Genomic DNA, 20,222 nt, shown 5'->3' with positions numbered 1-20,222 from the left:
GGGCGTTGTCGCGCTCAGGCAGCGGTGGCGTCGCGTTCCATCCCCTTGGGGGTCAGGCGCTTCTGCAGCGCCAGCAGGGCGTAGTCGACGACGATCGCCAGCAGGCTCACGGCCACCGCGCCGACGATCAGCTGGCGCGGATCGGACTGCGAGATGCCCCGGCTGATCAGGGTGCCCAGGCCGCCGGCGCCGATGTAGGCGGCGATCGCCATGACGCCGATGTTGAGCACCACGGCGGTCCGCACGCCGGCCATGATCACCGGCACCGCCAGCGGAATCTCGACCATGCGCAGGCGCTGGTTCTGGCTCATGCCGATGCCCCGGGCGGCCTCGCGCAGCGCCGGGTCGACGTTGTTGATGGCGGTGTAGGTGTTGCGGATGATCGGCAACTGGGAGTAGAGCAGCACGGCGATCACCGCGGGCACGTAGCCGATGCCGTAACCGAAGATCGACAGCAGCGGGATCATCACCCCGAACAGGGCGATCGAGGGAATGGTGACGATGATCGAGGCCAGGTAGAGCACGCCCTTGGCCAGGCTCTCGTTCTTGGTGATGGCGATGCCGATGGGAACGCCGGTGAGCGTGGCGATCCCCACGGCCACGCTGACCAGGCTGATGTGTTCCAGGGTCAGGGTCCCCAGCAGCTCGAGATTATCGAGCACGTATTGCAGTAATTCCACGGGCTTGGTCCTCGCACTGGCGAACGAGTATGTCGTTTGAGTGCTTAGAAATTTCTTATCTGAGAGGCGTTTTATAAGTTCGAATTATGAAGTGAGCATAACATGCTTTTCCCGGGCGCCCGCCGCCGCGGGCATTGGGATGTGCAATGCCAGTCATTTGAGGTGGCAATGAGCCCTGGATAGGAAATCCCCCGGCTTCGCCGTATCCTCGTCGACGATAATTCCGTGTTTTCATGCACCTCCCAGGAGGCCCTCACGTGAGTGCTCACAGGGCGAATTACCGACTCGCCGCCGCCCAGATCAACTGCTCGCTGGCCGATGTCGCGGCCAATCTCGAGACCCATCGTCGCCTCATCGCGCAGGCCCGTCAGCGGGCTGTCGATGTGCTGCTGTTTCCCGAGCTGTCGCTGACCGGCTACGACCTGGGGGAGCGGGTCCCGGCGGTGGCGATGCGCCGTGACGATCCGCGACTCATCCGCTTGGCGGAGGCGGTCGGTGACATGCTCGTCGTGGTGGGCTTCGTCGAGACCGTGGGGCGTGGCGAGTATGCCAACGCCATGGCGTGCCTGTGCCACGGCCGGGTCGTCGCCGTGCATCGCAAGCTCAACCTGTGCACCTACGGCGGCCACGAGGAAGGCAAGCATTTCGGCAAGGGGCAGGCGCTGACCGTGGCCGACGCCGACGGTCTCGCCTGTGGCGTGATGATCTGCGCCGACCTGTGGAACCCGGGGCTCGCCCATGCGGCCATGCTGGAGCGCCCCGACGTGATGCTCGCGCCGGTCAATGCGGCGACGGGGATGGTCGATGGCGATTTCGACGACGAAGGCAACTGGCTGCTCTGCCTGAAATTCTACGCCATGATGTACGCCACGCCGCTGGTCATGGCGCACCGCTACGGCGCCGAGGGCGATGCCTGGTTCTGGGGCGGCAGCTGCATCGTGGGTGTCGACGGCGGCGTGCTGGCACGGGCCGACGACGGCGAGGGGCTGGCGGTGGCCGCGATCGACACCGCCGATATCGCTCGGGCCCGCTTCGCCATGCCCACCCATCGCGATGCCGATACCCCGCTGGTGGCCTCGCTGCTGGCGCGGCGGCTCGAGCGCGAGCGGCAGGGCTGACGTCGTGCGTGGGCGCCGCCCGTCAGTGGCGATCCTGGCGCACATAGGGCTTGCCGAGGGCGGCGGGTTCCACGCCCTTCTTCGCGCCGGAGACGGCCGCCACCAGCAGCACGGCGATGGTGAACAGGTAGGGCAGCATGTTCATCAGGTAGATCGGCGCGGGTACGCCGATCGCCTGAAGCCGGGGTAACAGGGCCTCGATGGCGCCGAACAGGAAGGCGCCGGCCAGTGCCTTGAGCGGGTCCCAGCGGGCGAAGACCACCAGGGCCAGGGCGATCCAGCCGCGCCCGGCGACCATGTTTTCCACCCAGATGCTGCTGCTCGCCACCGACAGGTAAGCGCCGCCCAGGCCGCACAGCGCGCCGCTGGCGGTGATTGCCAGCAACTGCTGCACCTGCACCTTGACGCCTGCCACGTCGGCACTCGCCGGGTCTTCGCCCACGGCGCGGATCTTCAGGCCGGCGCGGGTCTTCTCCAGCAGCCACCATAGCGCCACGCCGATCAGCACGGTGAGATAGACCAGCACGTCCTGATCGAACAGCAACCGGCCGATCACGGGGATCCGATCCAATGGTGGCAGGTGCAGCGGTTGCAGCCCGTCGAAACTCTTGTGCACGTAGGGACGTCCGACCACGCCGGCGATCCCCAGGCCCACGGCCATGGTGGCCAGCCCGGCCAGGATCTGCTCGCAGCGCAGAATGACCACGGCGACGCCGAACAGCAGCGCCAGCGCCGCCCCGGCCAGCACGGCGCAGACGATACCGATGGTCGGGTTGCCGAGTGTCAGGGTCAGCACCGCGGCGGTCATGGCGCCCAGCGCCATGTAGCCCTCGGCGGCCATGTTGAGGATGCCGGCGCGCTCGCAGAGCACCAGCCCCATGCTCGCCAGCGCCAGCGGAATGGCGAATGCCGGGGTGCTGCCCAGCCAACTCGTGATGAACGCTTCCATGGTGTTTCGGTGTCCTCAGGCGGGCCGTTGGCGTGACGGGCGCAGCAGCGAGACGCGGTAGCCGCGGAAGAACTGGATCATCAGCAGCGTCAGCAGCACGATGCCCTGGATCAGCACCACGATGGCGTCGGGAATGCCGTAGAACACCTTCAGGGTGCCGCCGGCGTTGTAGATGCCCGCCAGCACGATGGCCGTGGGCAACACCGCCAGCGGATGGAAGCGAGCGACGAAGGCGATCACGATGCCGCTGAAGGTGGTGTTGATGCCGATGGTCTGGGTCAGGCGGTGCTCGACGCCGGTCACGATCAGCCCGCCCGCCAGCCCGGCCAGCGCGCCGGACAGCAGGATCATCAGCGTGACGGTGGCGGTCACCGGGATGCCGGTGGCCAGTGCCGCGGGGCGGTTGTGGCCGATGACATCGACGTAGAAGCCGGTGCGGCTCTTCTGGACCAGAATCGCCATCAGCAGCGTGATGCCCAGGGCGATGTACAGGCCTGAATGGAGGTTGCCGAACCCCAGGCTGGCGAGTTGCTCGTTGGCGTCGTAACGGGGCGAGACCGGAAAGCTGTTCACCGGATCCTTCCAGGCGCCGAACAGCAGATGCTGCAACAGCAGGTAGGCCACGTTGGAGAGCAGCAGTGTGACCACCAATTCGTTCACCCCGGCTTTCAGTTTCATGATCAGGGGTATGGCGATCCACGCCGCGCCGGCGAGGGCGGACACGATCAGCATGATGGGCAGCCGCAGGGCGTCGCTGCCGACATCGTGGATCGCCACCAGGGTCGCGCCGATGGCGCCGAGCCACAGCTGGCCTTCGATGCCCACGTTCCAGAAGCGCAGGCGCATGGCAGCGGTGGCCGACAGCCCGACCAGGATCAGCGGCACCGCCAGCGTCAGGGTCTGTGCCAGGCCCATCGCGCTGAAGAAGACCTGGATCACCAGGTCGTCGAGGAGCGTCGAGGCGGGCGCACCGGCGGCGAGCAGGACCAGCAGGCCGCCGGCCAGCCCGACCAGCAGGCCGAGCACGTAGGTGGTGGTCGAGCGCAGCGTGCTGACCTGCTGGCGGCGCTCGAGGGTCAGCCGGATGCTATTCATGGCCAAGGATCAGCCTCCCGATATCGGCGGCGCAGGCATCGCCGGGCAGTTCGCCGGTGATTCTTCCGGCGCTGATGACGCAGATGCGGTCGGACAGCGCCATGATCTCTTCCACGTCCTCGCTCACCAGCAGGCAGGCGGCGCCGTCGGCGGCGGCCTCGCGCAGTCGACGATGCACGGCCGCCGCGGCGCGGATGTCCAGCCCGCGTGTCGGTGAGTGGGCCAGCAGCAATTTCATGCCGGTGTCGATCTCCCGGGCCAGCAGAACTTTCTGGGCGTTGCCGCCGGACAGCAGCCCCATGCGGCCCCGGGGCCGGGCACCGGCGATCTCGTGCTGTTCGATGCGGCCCCTGGCGTCGCGCGCCATGCGGCGGCGGTCGAGCCACAGTTGCCCGAAGCGGCCGTCGACCACCGAGGTCAGCGCCAGATTGGCGGCGATGTCGAGTTCCGAGACCAGCGCCGTCGCCATGCGGTCGGCGGGAATCACGCGCAGGCCCAGCCGGCGTCGCTTGCGGGGTGACAGCCCCAGCGCATCGGCACCATCGATCATGACGCTGCCGGCGCTGGCCGAGCGCAGGCCGCACAGCGTTTCCACCAGTTCGTGCTGGCCGTTGCCGCCCACGCCGGCCAGGCCCAGGATCTCGCCGGCGCGCACCCGCAGGCTTACGTCGGCGAGTGCGGGGGCGCCGTCATCACGCCGCGCGTGCAGGTGGGCGACGGCGAGCAGATCCGGGCCCTGGGCACGAACGTGGCCGGGGGCCTTGTCGGGAGCGACCCGCGAGGCGTTGGTCCCCATCATCAGGCTGGCGATCTTCTCGATGGAAAGGGTGGCGGTGTCGAGCCCGGCGGCCACGGTTTCACCGCGGCGCATGATCGTCACGCGATGGCTGAAGCCGACCACCTCGCGCAACTTGTGGGTGATCAGAATGATGCTGCGGCCCGATGCCGCCATGCGACGGATGGCGCCGAGCATGGCGGTGGCCTCCGCATCGGTCAGCACGGCGGTGGGTTCATCCAGGATCAGGATGCGCGCGCCCAGCGCCAGGACCTTGCAGATTTCGGCGCGCTGCTTCTCCGCCACGGAGAGTTCGCCCACCGGGCAGTCGGGATCGAGCGTGAAGCCGACCTCCCGGGCGGTGGCCAGCAGGGTTTCGCGGGCGGCGGAGCGGCGTTGCAGCGCGGGGCGATCATCGGCGGCGAGCAACAGGTTCTCGGTCAGCGTCAAGCGATCCACCAGCCGAAAATGCTGATGGACCATGCCGATGCCCTGGCGCGCGCTGTCGGCGGGCCCGGCGATCCTCAGCGGCTGGCCGTCCAGGGTCAGGGTGCCGGCATCGGCGCTGTACACGCCGATGAGGATGTTCATCAGGGTCGACTTGCCCGCGCCGTTCTCGCCGAGCAGGGCGTGCACCTCGCCCTCGGCGAGTTCGAACGAGGCCGCGTCGAGCACCCGATGGACATCGAAGCGCTTGTCGATGGCGCTGAGTGTCAGCAGGGCGGAACCCTGGCTCATCGACCGCCCCCGAGCGTGCCCTGGACCAGGTAGTCCATCGCCCAGAGCTGCGCGTCGGTGGGGGCCTCGCCGCGGGGCAGTTTCTCGGTGCCGTCCTGGGCGATGAGCGGCCCGTCGAACGGGGTCAGCTCACCGGCGATGATCGCGGCGCGCTTGGCGGCGACGGTCTGCTTGACCGCGTCGGGCACGCTGTCCGGCAACGGGGTGATATCGACGACGCCGTCGGCGAGACCCGGGAAGGCGCCATTGGGCTCGGGCTCCCAGGTGCCGGCGACGATCGACTCGATGGTGGGGATCAGGTACTTGTCCCAGTGAAACACCACCGAGGTGAGGTGCTTGTCGGGGGCCTGCGCGCTCATGTCGAGCTGGAAGCCGACGCTATAGGCATCCGCTTTCTCCGCTTCGCTGAAGGGGGCGGCGGAGGACAGGTTGTTGGCGATGACCGAGGCGCCCTGCTCGAGCAGCGACTGGGTGGCCTGACCCTCTTTCACCGGGTCCCACCAGGAGTTGGTGTAGAGCACCGAGACGGTGGCCTCCGGGTTGGTGACCTGCACGCCACGGGTGAAGCCGTTGATGTCCCAGTCGACCACGCTGACCGGAAACCCGGCCAGCATGCCCAGCTTGCCATCGTCGGCCACGGCCCCTGCGGCGATACCGGCCAGATACCAGCCTTCGTAGGTGCGGGCGTAGAAGCTTTCCAGGTTGTTGGCGTGGGTCGTGCCGGAGGCGTTCATGAAGGCCACGTTGGGGTATTTCTCGGCGGCTTCGGCAATGCCGTCGGAGTAGCCGTAGGTGGTGCCGACGATGATGTTGAAGCCGCGCTGCACGTAGAGGTCGATGGCGTTTTTCAGGGCGCTGGCGTCTTCGGGAATGCTCTCCGCCACGGCGATCGGGTAACCCAGTTCATCGGCGACTTTCTGGCGGGCGTTGTCGATCGCCTCGTTCCAGCCGCCATCGCGGGCGGTGGCGGCATAGATGAAGGCGATCCTGGGCTCGCCATCCAGATGGAAGGGGGCGGCCAGGGTCGGGGTGGCCAGCAGCAGGCCGCCAGCGATGGCGGTCAGGGAAAGCACGGATGTCGAAATCGGGTGAGGCATCGATGAGGTCTCCGATAGGGGCAGGCTCGATGGCGGCATCGCTCAGGACGGGGCGTCCGCGCGACGGTGGGCGTAGGTCTCGTTGAAGCGCGACTGGATGTAGTCGCTGGCCTTGATCGGCGCGAACTGCGGGGGCCAGTTCTCGTTCTGGCACGAGGGCAGGACCTCGATCATGGCGTCGGCGTCGGGGCCGTAGAAGAACGGGATGGAGTAGCGCTGCTTGCCGGAGCGGTTGATGGCGCGGTGCAGGGTGGAGGCGAAGTAGCCGTTGGTCCAGCGCGCCATCAGGTCGCCGACGTTGACGATGAACGCACCGGGGATCGGGGGCGCCTGGATCCACTCACCGGCGCAGTTCAGCACCTGCAGCGAGGGGATGTCATCGGTACACAGAATGGTGAAGCACTCGTAATCGGAGTGCGGGCCGATGCCGATCTGATTCTCGTCGATGGGGCCCTCCTGGCTCGGGTAGGAGAGCACCCGCATCTGCGCCATCGGCTTGGTGCTCATCGGTGCGAAGAAGTCCTCTTCGAGATCCAGCGCCAGTGCGAAGGCGGCAAAGATGGTCTGGCCGAAATCCAGCACGGCACTTTGATAGTCCAGCAGCGCGTCCTTGAAGCCGGGCAGGTCGTCCGGCCACTGGTTGGGGCCGTAGCCGAACTTGCCGGCCACGACGTCGGGGTCGTCGGCCGGCAGGTCCAGGGCGATATCGAAGCCCTCGTGGAGATCGCCCAGGCCCTCGGCATTGGTGTTCTCTTCCAGCAGGCCGGTATAGCCGCGCAGATTGGGCGACCGGGAAATATCGACCTTCAGCTTGTCTTCCAGCGGCAGGGCGAAGAACTGCCGGGCGGCGTCGAACGTCCGCTCGATCACCGGCTGCGGGACACCGTGGCCCTTGGCGTAGAAGAAGCCCACTTCGGTACACGCCTTGCGCACCGCGTCGCCGACGGCCCGCCGGGCGTCCGCGTCAGCGGTGCGCATCGCGGAGAAGTCGATGACCGGTATGGCGGAGAACGGGACGACGAGGCTGTCGAGGTCGTTGCTGTTGACGGCGCGCGGGCCGTTGCCGGTGATCACTGTGGCCATGCTGGGTTCCTGCTGGGTTCTTGTTCGAGGTCCGGTCGGTCCGCCGGCTGTGCACCTTGGTGGTCTGGCGCCCGGCCAGTCGGATGGCTTCAGACTTGTCCGAGCAAGGGGCGTACCAAAAGCGCAAAGGGCGAGCTTGAAAAATCCATCGGTGGCCATTGAACAGTCGGGCGCCGCCTGGACGGTGCACCTTGCACAAACAGGCGGCGTCGGCGGGGCGGCGCGGGGACCGGCTGAGCGGGCACGGCCGCTGCGACGGAGAGTGGTTTGCACGAAAAGGGGGCGTCGGGGACGGGGATGGGCCGGCATCGAGCGCCGGCCCCGGCGGGCTCACGCGCCGACATGGCGCTCGCTGATGACCCGTGCGGGCTGGCGCTGCATGATGATCTCGCCGTGGCGGACCGAGAGCCGGACGTCGCCCTGGCGGCGCAGCACGCTGTAGTCGTCGTCGCCCTCGAGCAGGATGAAACTGCCGGGCTTGCCGACCTCGATGCCGTAGCGATCCGCAATGTTCAGGGTCCGGGCGCTGTTGTCGGTGATCAGGTCCAGGGCGCGCTCGAAGTCGCGATGGCCCATCATCTGGCAGATATGCAGGCCGAAATCCAGGCTGCGCAGCAGCTTGCCGTTACCCAGCGAGTACCAGGGATCGACGATCGAATCCTCGGCGAAGCAGACGTTGATCCCGGCCTCGCGCAGCTCCTTGACCCGCGTCAGGCCGCGGCGTTTCGGGTAGCTGTCGAACCGGCCCTGCAGGTGGATGCTCTCCGTGGGACAGGCGATGAAATTGATGTCGGCGTTCTTCAGCAGGCGGAACAGCTTGGAACAGTAGGCATTGTCGTAGGAGTGCATGGCGGTGGTGTGGCTGGCGGTGACGCGCGGCCCGAGTTCCTTGAACAGCGCCTCGCAGGCGAGGACTTCGAGGAAGCGGGAATGCGGGTCGTCGATCTCGTCGCAGTGCACATCCACCAGACGGTCGTATTTCGTCGCCAGCGCGATCACCGTCTTCATCGATGCCACGCCCAGTTCGCGGGTGTACTCGAAGTGCGGGATACCGCCGATCACATCGGCGCCGAACTCCAGCGCTTCTTCCATCAGTCGCAGGCCGTCGGGAAAGGAGAGCAACCCCTCCTGGGGGAAGGCGACCACCTGGAGGTCGATCTTGTCCTGCAGTTCGTCGCGCAGGCCGCACAGGGTCTTCAGTCCCACCAGCCCGGGATCGGAGATGTCCGCGTGGGTGCGGATGTGCTGCACGCCGTTGCGCACCAGCAGCTCGAGGGTCTCCAGCACGCGGCGACGGATATCGGCCTCGTTCAGTAGCGGCTTGCGCTGGCCCCAGCGCTCGATGCCCTCGAACAGCGTGCCGCTGTGGTTCCAGTCGGGCTCACCGGCGGTCAGCGCGGCGTCCAGGTGGATGTGCGGCTCCACGAACGGCGCGCACAGCAGTTGGCCCTCGGCATCGAGGGCGCCGTCGGGGCAGGCGAGGGTGTCGGTCTGTGCGTCGATCCGGGAGAACCGCCCATCGGCGATCTCCAGGGTGTGGAGCTTGGGGGTGTGTCTCAGACGGGCGTTGACGATTTTCATGGGTCCCTCTTCAGTGATCCCTGGACGTGGAGAGCTGGCTGTCGATGGCGTGATGCTGGAACAGGATCTGCTCGATCAGTAGGGCGTTCTGCAGGTTGAGCCTGACGAAGGCATCCCCCAGGCGGTGGCCGATCAGTTGCTCGATCCGTTTCAGGCGATGTCTCAAGGTGTTGCGATGAATGCCCAGGCTTTCGGCGGTCTGCTGCTGGTTGCCGAACCGGTTCAGGTACTGGGTCAGGGTGTCTTTCAGCTGCAACGACGGGGCGTCGCGGGCGAAACACAACTCGCCGAGCTGCTCCTGGCAGAACTGGGCCAGCAGGTTGCGCTGGGGGATCGCCGCGAACAGCCGGGCGATCCCCAACTGGTCGTAGAAGAACAGCCGCTGACCACCGTGCTGCACGGCGAATTGCACCGCCTGTCGGGATTGTTCCACGGCGGCCGACAACTGGCTGAGGCCGGGTTGCAGGTCGCTGGCGCCGGCATACAGCGTCAGCTCCGGCAGCTGGTTCTGCAGCAGGTCCAGCGCGGCATGCAGGTCGTCGGACAGGGCACTGGCGTGGTCCTTGTCCGCGGGCCAGATGGCGATCAGGTCCTGTTCCAGCACCAGTACCGGCCAGTCGATGCCACGGCGTTTCAGCAACTCGCCAAGGTGTTGTTCCAGTTGGTTGCGCTGATGGATCAGTTGCCAGCGTTGGTCGGGATCCTCGCTGAGCAGGCGCTGATGGAAGGCCGACAGCCGCACGCAAACCGCCGCATAGGGGCGTTCATCGTTGAGGCCCAGTTCGGCGGCACGCAGGTGGATGAGCTCGGGGGCGTCGGCGAAGCCGTTGATCAGCCGGGTCAGGAACAGCTTGATGGATTGGCCGATCAGGTTGTCCTGCACGATGGCGTTGCTGATCACCTCGGTGACCAGCACCATCTTCAGCGAGTAGGGCTGCTCGAGAATCGGGAAACTCAGCGAGTTGGCCAGATCCAGCACGCCGGCGGGGATCTCGCGGATGTACTCGGGGCCGGTGAGGATCACCAGGCCCGCTACCCGGTGTTCCACCGCCTCGCTGACCAGTTGCTTGAGGTTGGCCTCGCTGCGGGGCAGGTTGATGCCGGTGACGAAGACCAGTTCGCCGCCCCGGACCCAGGGAACGATGGTGTCGTTCTCGGCCACGTAGGGCCAGCGCACGGGGCGGTTGCCGCCTTGCAGTCCGGCCCGGAAACGGATCGCCTCCAGGCCGGGCAGCCGCGGTATCTCGGCACAGGTGATCGCCATGTCAGTCCTTGGCTGGGCTTGGCAGCGTGGCGCGCAAGGGCAGTTTCAGCAGCACGGCGTAGCTCGCCGCCGCCACGATGACGCCCACCAGCGGCGGGATTAGCGGAGAGAGGTAAGCCGCCGTGGAAGCGATCGCGTAGGCGGCCAGCCCGGTCCCGTTGAAGGCGGGCAGACGGACCTCGGCCAGCGCCGGGTAGCGGCCTTTGTGCTTGAGCCAGAAGTCCGCCATGATCACGCCGCCGATCGGCGGGATGAAGGTGCCGAGCAATACCAGGAACGGAATCAGCAGATTATACATGCCGCCCACCGCCAGCACGGTGCCGATGGCGGCGCCGGCCACGGTGACCACCCGGCGCTTGTCGGTACGCAGCAGGTTGCAGCCGGCCACGGCGAAGTTGTAGATGGTGTTGTCCTGGGTGGTCCAGATGTTGAGGAACAGCATCAGCACGGCCAGCGTCACGAAGCCCTGGGCCAGCAGCACATCGACGATATCCGCCTGCTGATAGATCATCGTGCCCAGCGCTCCGGTCAGCACCATCAGGCCATTGCCGACGAAGAAGGCGCCCAGCGTCGCGATCACCGCAATCCTGGGGGTACGGGCGAAACGGCTCCAGTTGGTGGCCTGGGTGCCGCCGCTGATGAAGGTGCCGATCACCACGGTGATGGCCGCGGCGACGCTCATGCTCTCGCTGGGTGTCTGGCCCGCCAGGCCGGCGAGCCCGCCCACGTCCACCATACCGGTGTAGAGACTGATCAGGATGAACAGCAGCATCGCCGGTACGGCGATCCGGGACAGCAGGTCGAGCCCGCGAAAGCCGATCATCGCGGTGATGCAGAAGGCCAGGCCGAACAGCACCATCAGCGGCGTCTCGAGCGCTGCCGACAGGCCCAGCGTCTTGACCAGCACCACGGCGATGGTGGCGGTGCCCCAGGCGTACCAGCCGATCTGAGTAAAGCCGAGGAGGGCGTCGGAGAGCTTGCTGCCCACCTCGCCGAAGCAGAAACGCCCCATCAGCACCGAGTTGAGACCGCTCTTGCAGGCGATATAGGCCAGGGCCGCCGCATAGGCCCCCAGTAGCAGGTTGCCGACGAGGATCACCCACAGCAACTCACCGAACGAGAAGGCGCTGCCGAGGGAGCCGCCCGCCCACATGGTGGCAGTGAAGAAGGTGAAACCGAGTAGCACCGCCGAGGTGGAAAGCAGCCCCTTGCGTTCGCCGTTGGGCACTTCGCTCAATGGGTAATCCGAGGTTTCCATGACGTCCTCCGCATGACGTTCGTCTGAGCAAAGGGGGCCCCCTTGCCGTATCACCCAGTAAGCAAGGCGCGTTCCACTATTTCGGCGGACGGGGAAAGAGGGCGCGTGTTTGTCGGTTTTCGCCCCTAACTATGTCGATAATCGGTGCAGCCTGCACAATCGGGTCGAGGCGGCGTGCCAGCATTGCGAGGGCACGCTTGGTTCGTGCCCCGTCCTGGTTCATGGCATGCGCCTTTCGGGGGCGGGATGGGTAGAAGGGCGACCCCGGCGTTTCCGAATGACACAGTCGCTGGCCATCACACCCAGCGGCGGGGGCGCCGCGTGATCCAGCGTCGATCGATGAATCGTTCGCCGTTCTCGAAGGCCTGCAACCGCGCTTCCAGATAGAACCCGTCGGCGTCGCAGTGCAGTTGTGCCCAGGTCTCGGTGTGGGCGCACCAGTCGTCGCGCCGGAAGGTCTGCCGCCAGCTCTTGCTCATGGTCGCGGTGGCCGGCGCGTCGGGGTGGATGGCGTAGCGTTCGTCCGCCGAGGCGACGTTGCGCAGGCCATGGTCGTAGGCGATCTCGCCGAAGTCGTCGACGATGGCGTGCCGCGTCCAGCCGTCGGTCAGCGAGTGGCTGACCTCCCGGGACTGGCCGCCCGCGCGCACCACGCGATGCTGCACGGGGCCGGAGAACACCGCCGGCGCGAAGCTCACCGGCGGCGTTTCGTGCGCGTTGCGCTCGGGCAGGACGAGGCGGCAGCCCGCCTCGTGCAGGGTCAGGGTGACCGGGTAGGGACTCGGCCAGACCAGCGGCCAGTAGGCGGTGGTCACCGAGACGCGCAGCCGGTGGCCGGCGACGAAGCGGTGACAGGCCTGGTTGAGGCGCACGGTGACGTCGAGCGGGGTATCCGGGGGCACGTCGGCCGGGGCGGCGTGGCTGTCGCGGTGGCAGAGGTTGAGCACACCGTAGGAGACGCGCTGCGACACGCCATCCGGCGATACGTCGCAGAGCCGCACGATCAGGTTGGCGCGGGGCTGGTCGACGCTGACGCGCAGCGCCAGTTCCGGGCGTCCCAGGATCACCGTGTCGCTTTCCAGCGGCGGAGTGTCGTAGACCAGCGAATGGGCGTCGTCGGCGCGCTGGTCGCCGGCGATCTCGGGGCCGCTGCTGTGAGGGATGTACTCGCCGCACTGCAGGCCGTTGTCGGCGGGTGCCCACAACCGTGCCTCGCGGTGGGTGGCGTCATCGTCCGGCGCCTGCAGACGGCCGTCGCCCAGCGCCAGGGTGTGCGAGCGCACGTGCGGGCTCGGCCACTGCGTCTCGGCTAGCCACTCCCCGGGAATGTCGCGGCGTTGCGGGTCGGCGCCGGAGAAGCCCTGGCAGTACACGCGGTAGAGCGGCTCCGCCATGATCCCGGTGTCGCGATCCTTCAGCCAGTGATCCCACCAGCGCAGCGCTTCCTGGAGGAAGCCGATGGTCGGTCCCGGCATCGCCAGATGCGGGTAGGCGTGGGGCCAGGGACCGACGATGCCGCGTCGCGGCCCCGGGGCGTGTTCGAGAATCTCGGCGACGAAGTTGACGTAGGCGTCGGCCCAGCCGGTGACCGCCAGGATCGGCGTGGTCAGCCGCGCATAGTCCTCGCACACCGACCCGTGGCGCCAGTAGGCGTCGCGTGTCTGATGATCGAACCAGTGCTCGGCGACGAACGGCTGGTGGGCGAGCCGGTGTCGCCAGAGTTCGCGCCAGTCGTCGCGCAGGGCGGGATCGGGCGGACGCGACATGAACGACAGCGACGACGCCGCCCAGCCGAAGTTCTCGTTGAGTACGCAGCCGCCCTTGTAGTGGACGTCGTCGTGGTAGCGGTCGACCGTGGCGCCGACGGCGATGATCGCGGCGAGCGCCGGCGGCCGGCGAGCGGCGACCTGCAGCGAATTGAAACCGCCCCAGGAGATGCCCAGCATGCCGACGCGCCCGCTGCACCAGGGCTGCGCGGCGATCCAGGCGATCGCCGCGACGATGTCGTCCTGCTCGCCGCTCAGGTATTCGTCCTCGAGCACGCCGTCAGAGTCGCCGCTGCCGCGCAGGTCGATGCGCAGCGCGGCATAGCCGTGGCCGGCGAAGTAGGGGTGCATGCGTTCGTCGTCGGCGCTGGTGGCATCGCGCTTGCGGTAGGGAATGCACTCGATGATCGCCGGGACCGGGTGTGCGTCGGCGTCCGCCGGTCGCCACAGGCGCGCCGCCAGGCGCGTGCCGTCGGGCAACGGAATGAAGAGCGCCGGCTCCTCGACGATGGCGTGCGGAAAGTCGCGGACTTCCCGGGCGTCGGGTTGGCTGCCGCTGGGAAACATGGCCTGTCCTGTCGTCGGAACGGGGCGATGCCGGCATCGCCCCGACGGTGAAAGACGGAAAAGGGTGGGAGAAAGAGGAGATCAGATGAGGTCGTGTTCGGTCAGGAAACTCCGAGCCACCTTGTCGATGTCCTGATCGTCGATGTCCACGCGGCTGTTGAGATCGATCAGCGTCGTGTCGTTCAGGGCGGCGGACATGCGGTTGAGCAGTGGCTTCAGGTCGGGATGCGCCTCGAGGGTTTCCGCGCGGACCACCGGCGCCAGCTGATAGACCGGGAAGAACTGCTGGTCGTCGTCGAGGACCTCGAAATCGAAGGCGCCGTTGCGACCATCGGTGGCGAACACCAGGGCCACGTCGACCTCGCCGTCGCGCAGGGCGTTGTAGGTCAGCCCCGAATCCATGCGCTTGACGTCGGCGCGCGGGAAGCGAAAGCCGTAGGCCTCCTGCAGCGGCCGCAGGCCGTCGTCGCGGGCGTAGAACTCGGCGTTGGAGGCCAGCGTCAGCCCGGCCCCGTCGTTCATCGCCGCGGCCAGGTCCGAGAGCGTATGGATGCCGCGCTGCTCGGCGTCGGCCTCGCGCATGGCCAGGGCATAGGTGTTGTTGGTGTCCGAGGGATCGAGCCAGACCAGGCCCTTGTCCGCATCCAGCCGCTTGGCGGTGGCGTAGGTCTCGGCGGCAGTGTCGGGTTGCGGCTGATCGTTGAACAGGATCACCGAGTTGCCGGTGTATTCCCAGTAGAGGTCGACCTGACCGTTCTCCTGGGCCTGGCGCAGCACCGAGGTGCCCAGGCCGTCGCGCTTGTCGACATCGTAGCCGTGGGCGTCCAGCAGTTGGGCGGTGGCCGAGGTGAGAATCAGGTGTTCGGTGTAGTTGAGGCCGCCGACCACGATCGGCTCGTCGGCGGCCTGGGCCGTCGCGGCCGCGCCGGCAAGGCTCAGCCCCAGGGTGGTCAGCAGTGTCGCGATGGGGTGCTTCACAGCGAGAGTCCTCTGTTGTTATCGGATACGACTTTCGTCGCCGATCCAGAGTAACGCACCCCGCCGCGTCGATTGATGAGTATCCGTGATACCTGCGATAGCGGATCCCACGGATGGGGCGGAGGCCACACGGCACTCCGGGGAGTGCCGTCGGGGGTCACCGGGAGGCGGGGGCCGGCGACGGGGCGTCGCGGTTGCTGACGATGGCGATGCCGGCCAGCGCCATGGCGATGGAGATCAGTGGCACCGTGTAATTGAGCACCGCGTAGGGCGCATAGGCCCAGGCACTGACGCCCAGCGCGCTGTAGACGAAGATCGCGTCGGTGCTCCACGGCACCAGCGCCGAGGTGATGGTGCCGCCGTCCTCCAGGGCCCGGGACAGGTTCTTGGGGTGCAGGTCCTTGTCGCGGAAGGCGTGGGCGTACATACGCCCCGGGATGATGATCGAGATGTACTGCTCGGCGGTGATCACGTTGGTCAGGAAGGAGGAACCCACGGTGACGGCGCACAACGAGCGGCCGCTTCTGGCCAGCGCGACGATGCGCCCGACGATGGCGTCGAGCATGCCGGTACTTTCCATGATGCCGCCGAAGGTCATGGCGATGATCGCCAGCGAGATGGTGTACATCATGGCGTCGAGCCCGCCCTGGCTGAGCAGCTTGTCGACCCCGGCGTTGCCGGTATCGGCGACATAGCCGCCCTGGAGGATCGTGAACAGCGATTCGACGTCGCCGCCCTGCACCCACAGGTAGGCGAGGCTGCCCATCACGATGCCCAGGATCAGCGTCGGCACGGCCGGCACCTTGCTGATCGCCAGCAGCGGGATCGCCAGCGGGATGACGAACAGCCAGGGCGTGATCACGCTGTTGGCCTCCAGATTGGTGATCACGGTGGTGATGGCCCGGTCGATGTCGGCGCCGCCATGCCCGCCGGCCATGATCCAGAACACGATTAGCGCGATCACCAGCCCCGGCACCGTGGTGTAGAGCATGTGCCGGATGTGGGCGAAGATGTTGGCGCCGGCGATGCCCGAGGCGAGGATGGTGGTATCGGACAGCGGCGACATCTTGTCGCCGAAGAAGGCCCCGGAGACGATCGCCCCGGCCAGGGCCGCCGGTGACAGGCCCATGCTGGTGCCCGCGGCCATGCCCGCCACGCCCAGGGTGCCGATGGTCGACCAGGAACTGCCCATCATCAGCGTGCTGACCGCGCAGATCAGCATCAGGGTGGGCAGGAAATACTCCGGCGACAGGAACTCGAGCCCGTAATAGATCATCGTGCCGACCACCCCGCCGGCGACCCAGGAACTGATCAGCAGGCCGACCAGCATCAGGATGATCACCGCCGGCAGCACCTTCTTGATGCCGTCGTAGACGAACTGTTCGATGTCCGCCCAGGCATAGCCGTAGCGCCAGGCCACCAGACCCGCGGTCACGGCGCCGATCAGCAGGGGAACGTGAGGACTGCCGTCGAACATCATGATCGTCGTCATCATGGTCATGATCATCACGGCGAAGGGCAGCAGGGCGACGAGAAAGGGGATGGGACGTCGTTGTTCGGACATTAAAACGACCTTGGAATGCGATGACTGTAGACGCCATCGCCCGCGACGCGGGCGTGGGGTCAGTGACTGGGCAACAGGCCGGGGTCGAGCAGCGCGTTCAGCACGCCCGCGGCGAGCAGCGTTTCGGCCTGCTCGATGTCGGGGGCGAAGAAACGGTCCTCGGCGTAGTAGGGGACCCGCTCGCGCAGCCGCGTGCGAGCCCGTTCCAGCGCCTCGGTGCTGCGCCGGCCCTCGCGGAAGTCGAGGCCCTGGCAGGCGGCCAGCCATTCGATGGCGACGATGCTGCGCACGTTGGCGGCCATTTCCCACAGCCGCCGACCGGCGGCGGGGGCCATCGACACGTGATCCTCCTGGTTGGCGGAGGTCGGCAGGCTGTCGACGCTGTGCGGGTGCGCCAGCGCCTTGTTCTCGCTGGCCAGGGCCGCGGCCGTCACCTGGGCGATCATGAAGCCGGAATTGACCCCGCCGTTCTCGACCAGAAAGGGCGGCAGCTGCGACATGTGCTGATCCATCATCAGCGAGATGCGCCGCTCGGTGAGCGAGCCGATCTCGGCGATCGCTAGTGCCAGGTTGTCGGCGGCCATGGCCACCGGCTCGGCGTGGAAGTTGCCGCCCGAAATGATATCGCCTTCGCTGGCGAATACCAGCGGGTTGTCGGAAACGGCGTTGATCTCGACGGCCAGTACCTCGGCGGCCTGACGCAACTGGGTGAGTACCGCCCCCATCACCTGGGGCTGGCAGCGCAGCGAGTAGGGGTCCTGGACCTTGCCGCAGTCGGCGTGCAGGTCACTGATCTCGCTGCGCTCGCCGAGCAGCCGGCGGTAGGCCGTGGCGGCGTCGACCTGGCCGCGCTGGCCGCGTACCTCGTGGATGCGCGCATCGAACGGCGAACGCGAGCTGAGCGTGGCCTCGACGGTCAGCGCGCCGCACACCGTGGCGGCGGCGTACAGGTCCTCGGCCTCGAATAGCCCCTTGAGGGCGTAGGCGGTGGACACCTGGGTGCCGTTGAGCAGCGCCAGGCCCTCCTTGGGGGCCAGCGTGAGCGGCTCGAGGCCGGCGACGGCCAGCGCCTCGCGGGCCGGCAGCCACTCGCCGCGATGGCGTGCCTGACCCTCGCCGAGCAGCACCGCGCTCATGTGCGCCAGCGGGGCCAGGTCGCCGGAGGCGCCCACCGAGCCCTTGGCCGGGATCCGCGGGTAGACCTCGGCATCGAGCAGCGCGATCAGTGCATCGAGCACCACGCGGCGGATGCCGGAGAAACCGCGCGCCAGGCTGTTGACCTTGAGCGCCATGATCAGCCGCACCAGGGCGTCGTCCAGCGCCTCGCCGGTGCCCGTGGCGTGCGAGAGCACCAGCGAGCGCTGCAGATCCTCGAGCCGGTGCTGGGGGATGCGCGTCTGGGCGAGCAGGCCGAAGCCGGTGTTGATGCCGTAGACGGTGCGGTCCTCGGCGACCACGCGGTCGACGCAGGCAACGCCGGCGGCGATCGCGGCATCGGCCTCCGGCGGCAGGGCGAGGGACACCGGCGCCGCGAAGACCCGGCGTGCCTGCGCCAGGGTCATCTCGCCGGGTTGGATTTTAAGGGACATGCAGTGGCTCTCCTGAGCAGGCCTGAGCAAATATGTTGGGCATGGCGCGATGCGCTATACCGGCGACCAGCCTGAGCGAGGGCGCTGTAAACCCGTCCCCGGGCGCTACCGATGCCTTCCCTGGCATCGAACCCTCGCTTCGACTCGTCCCCGGCGCTCATCGCGCGAATGTCTGGGGGCGCGTCATGACTGGTCGAGCATCGGTAGATCGAGCTCGTTCTCCGCCGCGCAGCGCCGGGCGATAGCGTAGCCGGCGTCGGCATGGCGCATCACCCCGCTGGCCGGGTCGTTGCGCAGTACCCGGCCCAGACGGGCATGCGCATCGTCGCTGCCGTCGGCGACGATGACCACCCCGGCGTGCTGCGAATAGCCCATGCCCACGCCGCCGCCGTGGTGCAGCGAGACCCAGGTGGCGCCGCCGGCGGTGTTGAGCAGCGCGTTGAGCAGCGGCCAGTCGGAGACCGCGTCGGAGCCATCCTGCATGCCTTCGGTCTCGCGGTTGGGGCTGGCCACCGAGCCGGAGTCCAGATGGTCGCGGCCGATCACCACGGGCGCCTTGAGTTCGCCGTTTCTGACCATCTCGTTGAATGCCTGGCCGAGGCGCGCGCGATCCTTGAGGCCGACCCAGCAGATGCGTGCCGGCAGCCCCTGGAAGCTGATCCGTTCGCGGGCCATGTCCAGCCAGTTGTGCAGATGCGGGTCGTCGGGAATCAGCTCCTTGACCTTGGCGTCGGTCTTGTAGATGTCCTCCGGGTCGCCGGACAGTGCCACCCAGCGGAAGGGGCCGATGCCCTGGCAGAACAGCGGGCGGATGTAGGCCGGCACGAAGCCGGGGAAGTCGAAGGCGTCGTCGACGCCCTCCTCGAGGGCCATCTGGCGGATGTTGTTGCCGTAATCGAAGGTCGGGATGCCCTGCTTCTGAAAGGCCAGCATGGCGCGCACGTGCACCGCCATCGACTGCTTGGCGGCCTGGGTCACCACCCCGGGGTCGGTCTCGCCGCGGGCCACGTAGTCGTCCCAGGTCCAGCCGGCGGGCAGGTAGCCGTGCAGCGGGTCGTGGGCGCTGGTCTGGTCGGTGACCATATCCGGCTTGACCCCGCGCTCGACCAGCTCGGGCAGCACCTCGGCGGCGTTGGCGCACAGGCCGATGGAGATCGCCTTGCCCTCGGCGGTGTAGCGCTCGATGCGCGCCAGGGCGTCGTCGAGATCGCTGGCCTGCTCGTCCAGATAGCGGGTGCGCAGGCGGAAGTCCAGACGCGACTGCTGGCACTCGATGGTCAGCGAGCAGGCGCCGGCGAGCGTCGCCGCCAGCGGCTGGGCGCCGCCCATGCCGCCCAGCCCGGCGGTGAGGATCCAGCGGCCGGTGAGCTTGCCGTCGTAGTGCTGGCGACCGGCCTCCACGAAGGTCTCGTAGGTGCCCTGGACGATCCCCTGGGAGCCGATGTAGATCCACGAGCCGGCGGTCATCTGGCCGTACATCATCAGGCCTTTTTTATCCAGCTCGTTGAAGTGCTCCCAGTTGGCCCAGGCGGGCACCAGGTTGGAGTTGGCGATCAGCACCCGCGGCGCGTCCTTGTGGGTCTGGAACACGCCCACCGGCTTGCCGGACTGGATCAGCAGCGATTGATCGTCCTCCAGACGCCGCAGGGTCTCGACGATCCTGTCGAAGCATTCCCAGTCGCGGGCGGCGCGACCGATCCCGCCGTAGACCACCAGGTCCTCGGGGCGTTCGGCGACGTCGGGGTGCAGGTTGTTCATCAGCATCCGCAGCGGCGCCTCGGTGAGCCAGCTCTTGCAGGAGCGCTCGGGCCCGGTGGGCGCGGCGATGCGCCGGCTGGGGTCGTGGCGCCGGGTGATCGGACGCTGGCCGTCGGGCAGGGTGTGATGCTGGTTCATGGTGATGTCCTCGTTAGCGATGTCGGGCGTGAAACGGTGTTGTCCCCGAGGGCAGCCCCTCACGGCGAGCCCCGGATGTGCTGCTCTAGGTGCTGTCTGAAAAGTCGACGAGCGAAGACAAGACAAGGCAAAAATCGGCGAAAGAGCGGAGTTTACGGGGTGTAAATGAGCATCTTGAGTCAATTTTTAACGCAGTATTGTCGAGCGCAGTCCTTTTCAGGCAG

General features: G+C 67.5%; 15 protein-coding genes. 1 reads left to right on the top strand and 14 read right to left on the bottom strand.

Features of this window, described 5'->3' with window-relative positions; all coding sequences use genetic code 11:
- Nucleotides 1–14: 14 nt before the first annotated feature.
- A complete protein-coding gene (locus tag KGR00_RS10245; protein ID WP_129139620.1) occupies nt 15–680 on the bottom strand; it encodes an ABC transporter permease in 666 nt (221 codons plus the stop codon).
- Between the two features lie 257 nt (nt 681–937).
- Here KGR00_RS10245 and KGR00_RS10240 point away from each other — a divergent pair, with 257 nt between their 5' ends.
- Nucleotides 938–1,798 carry a nitrilase-related carbon-nitrogen hydrolase gene (locus KGR00_RS10240; RefSeq protein WP_224416890.1) on the top strand — a complete coding sequence of 287 codons (861 nt, stop codon included), beginning with the start codon at nt 938–940 and terminating at the stop codon, nt 1,796–1,798.
- A gap of 22 nt (nt 1,799–1,820) precedes the next feature.
- Here KGR00_RS10240 and KGR00_RS10235 read toward each other — a convergent pair whose 3' ends face one another.
- From KGR00_RS10235 to hutU, 13 genes are all read right to left on the bottom strand, one after another.
- Nucleotides 1,821–2,747: an ABC transporter permease gene (locus KGR00_RS10235; protein ID WP_224416891.1), complete on the bottom strand. Its 927-nt coding sequence runs from the start codon at nt 2,745–2,747 to the stop codon at nt 1,821–1,823.
- A 15-nt stretch (nt 2,748–2,762) separates the two neighbouring features.
- Nucleotides 2,763–3,842 carry a hypothetical protein gene (locus KGR00_RS10230; protein ID WP_224419787.1) on the bottom strand — a complete coding sequence of 360 codons (1,080 nt, stop codon included), beginning with the start codon at nt 3,840–3,842 and terminating at the stop codon, nt 2,763–2,765.
- Nucleotides 3,835–5,355: an ABC transporter ATP-binding protein gene (locus tag KGR00_RS10225; protein ID WP_224416892.1), complete on the bottom strand. Its 1,521-nt coding sequence runs from the start codon at nt 5,353–5,355 to the stop codon at nt 3,835–3,837. Before KGR00_RS10225 ends, KGR00_RS10230 begins: the two co-directional genes overlap by 8 nt.
- Nucleotides 5,352–6,452 carry a BMP family ABC transporter substrate-binding protein gene (locus KGR00_RS10220; protein WP_224416893.1) on the bottom strand — a complete coding sequence of 367 codons (1,101 nt, stop codon included), beginning with the start codon at nt 6,450–6,452 and terminating at the stop codon, nt 5,352–5,354. Before KGR00_RS10220 ends, KGR00_RS10225 begins: the two co-directional genes overlap by 4 nt.
- 42 nt (nt 6,453–6,494) lie before the next feature.
- Nucleotides 6,495–7,535: a 2-oxoglutarate and iron-dependent oxygenase domain-containing protein gene (locus tag KGR00_RS10215; RefSeq protein WP_224416894.1), complete on the bottom strand. Its 1,041-nt coding sequence runs from the start codon at nt 7,533–7,535 to the stop codon at nt 6,495–6,497.
- Between the two features lie 330 nt (nt 7,536–7,865).
- Nucleotides 7,866–9,116 carry a cytosine deaminase gene (gene codA, locus KGR00_RS10210; protein WP_224416895.1) on the bottom strand — a complete coding sequence of 417 codons (1,251 nt, stop codon included), beginning with the start codon at nt 9,114–9,116 and terminating at the stop codon, nt 7,866–7,868.
- Nucleotides 9,117–9,126: 10 nt separating this feature from the next.
- On the bottom strand, nt 9,127–10,380 hold the full coding sequence (locus KGR00_RS10205; protein WP_224416896.1) for a PucR family transcriptional regulator: 1,254 nt from the start codon (nt 10,378–10,380) through the stop codon (nt 9,127–9,129).
- Between the two features lies 1 nt (nt 10,381).
- The gene (codB, locus tag KGR00_RS10200; RefSeq protein ID WP_224416897.1) at nt 10,382–11,638 is read right to left on the bottom strand and encodes a cytosine permease; all 1,257 of its coding nucleotides are present in this window, start codon (nt 11,636–11,638) and stop codon (nt 10,382–10,384) included.
- A gap of 296 nt (nt 11,639–11,934) precedes the next feature.
- Nucleotides 11,935–13,971 (bottom strand): CocE/NonD family hydrolase, encoded by a 2,037-nt coding sequence (locus KGR00_RS10195; protein WP_224416898.1) that lies wholly within the window; start codon nt 13,969–13,971, stop codon nt 11,935–11,937.
- An 81-nt stretch (nt 13,972–14,052) separates the two neighbouring features.
- Nucleotides 14,053–14,949 carry a glycine betaine ABC transporter substrate-binding protein gene (locus tag KGR00_RS10190; RefSeq protein WP_224416899.1) on the bottom strand — a complete coding sequence of 299 codons (897 nt, stop codon included), beginning with the start codon at nt 14,947–14,949 and terminating at the stop codon, nt 14,053–14,055.
- Between the two features lie 157 nt (nt 14,950–15,106).
- Entirely contained in the window at nt 15,107–16,513 is a 1,407-nt protein-coding gene (gene nhaC, locus KGR00_RS10185) for a Na+/H+ antiporter NhaC (protein ID WP_224416900.1), read from the bottom strand.
- A 59-nt stretch (nt 16,514–16,572) separates the two neighbouring features.
- The gene (gene hutH / locus KGR00_RS10180; RefSeq protein WP_224416901.1) at nt 16,573–18,102 is read right to left on the bottom strand and encodes a histidine ammonia-lyase; all 1,530 of its coding nucleotides are present in this window, start codon (nt 18,100–18,102) and stop codon (nt 16,573–16,575) included.
- Nucleotides 18,103–18,285: 183 nt separating this feature from the next.
- Entirely contained in the window at nt 18,286–19,998 is a 1,713-nt protein-coding gene (gene hutU / locus KGR00_RS10175) for a urocanate hydratase (RefSeq protein ID WP_224416902.1), read from the bottom strand.
- Nucleotides 19,999–20,222 lie beyond the last annotated feature (224 nt).

This window comes from Modicisalibacter sp. MOD 31.J (assembly GCF_020147985.1).
Taxonomy (GTDB): Bacteria; Pseudomonadota; Gammaproteobacteria; order Pseudomonadales; family Halomonadaceae; genus Modicisalibacter; species Modicisalibacter coralii.
This window is presented reverse-complemented; position numbering and strand designations above follow the sequence as displayed.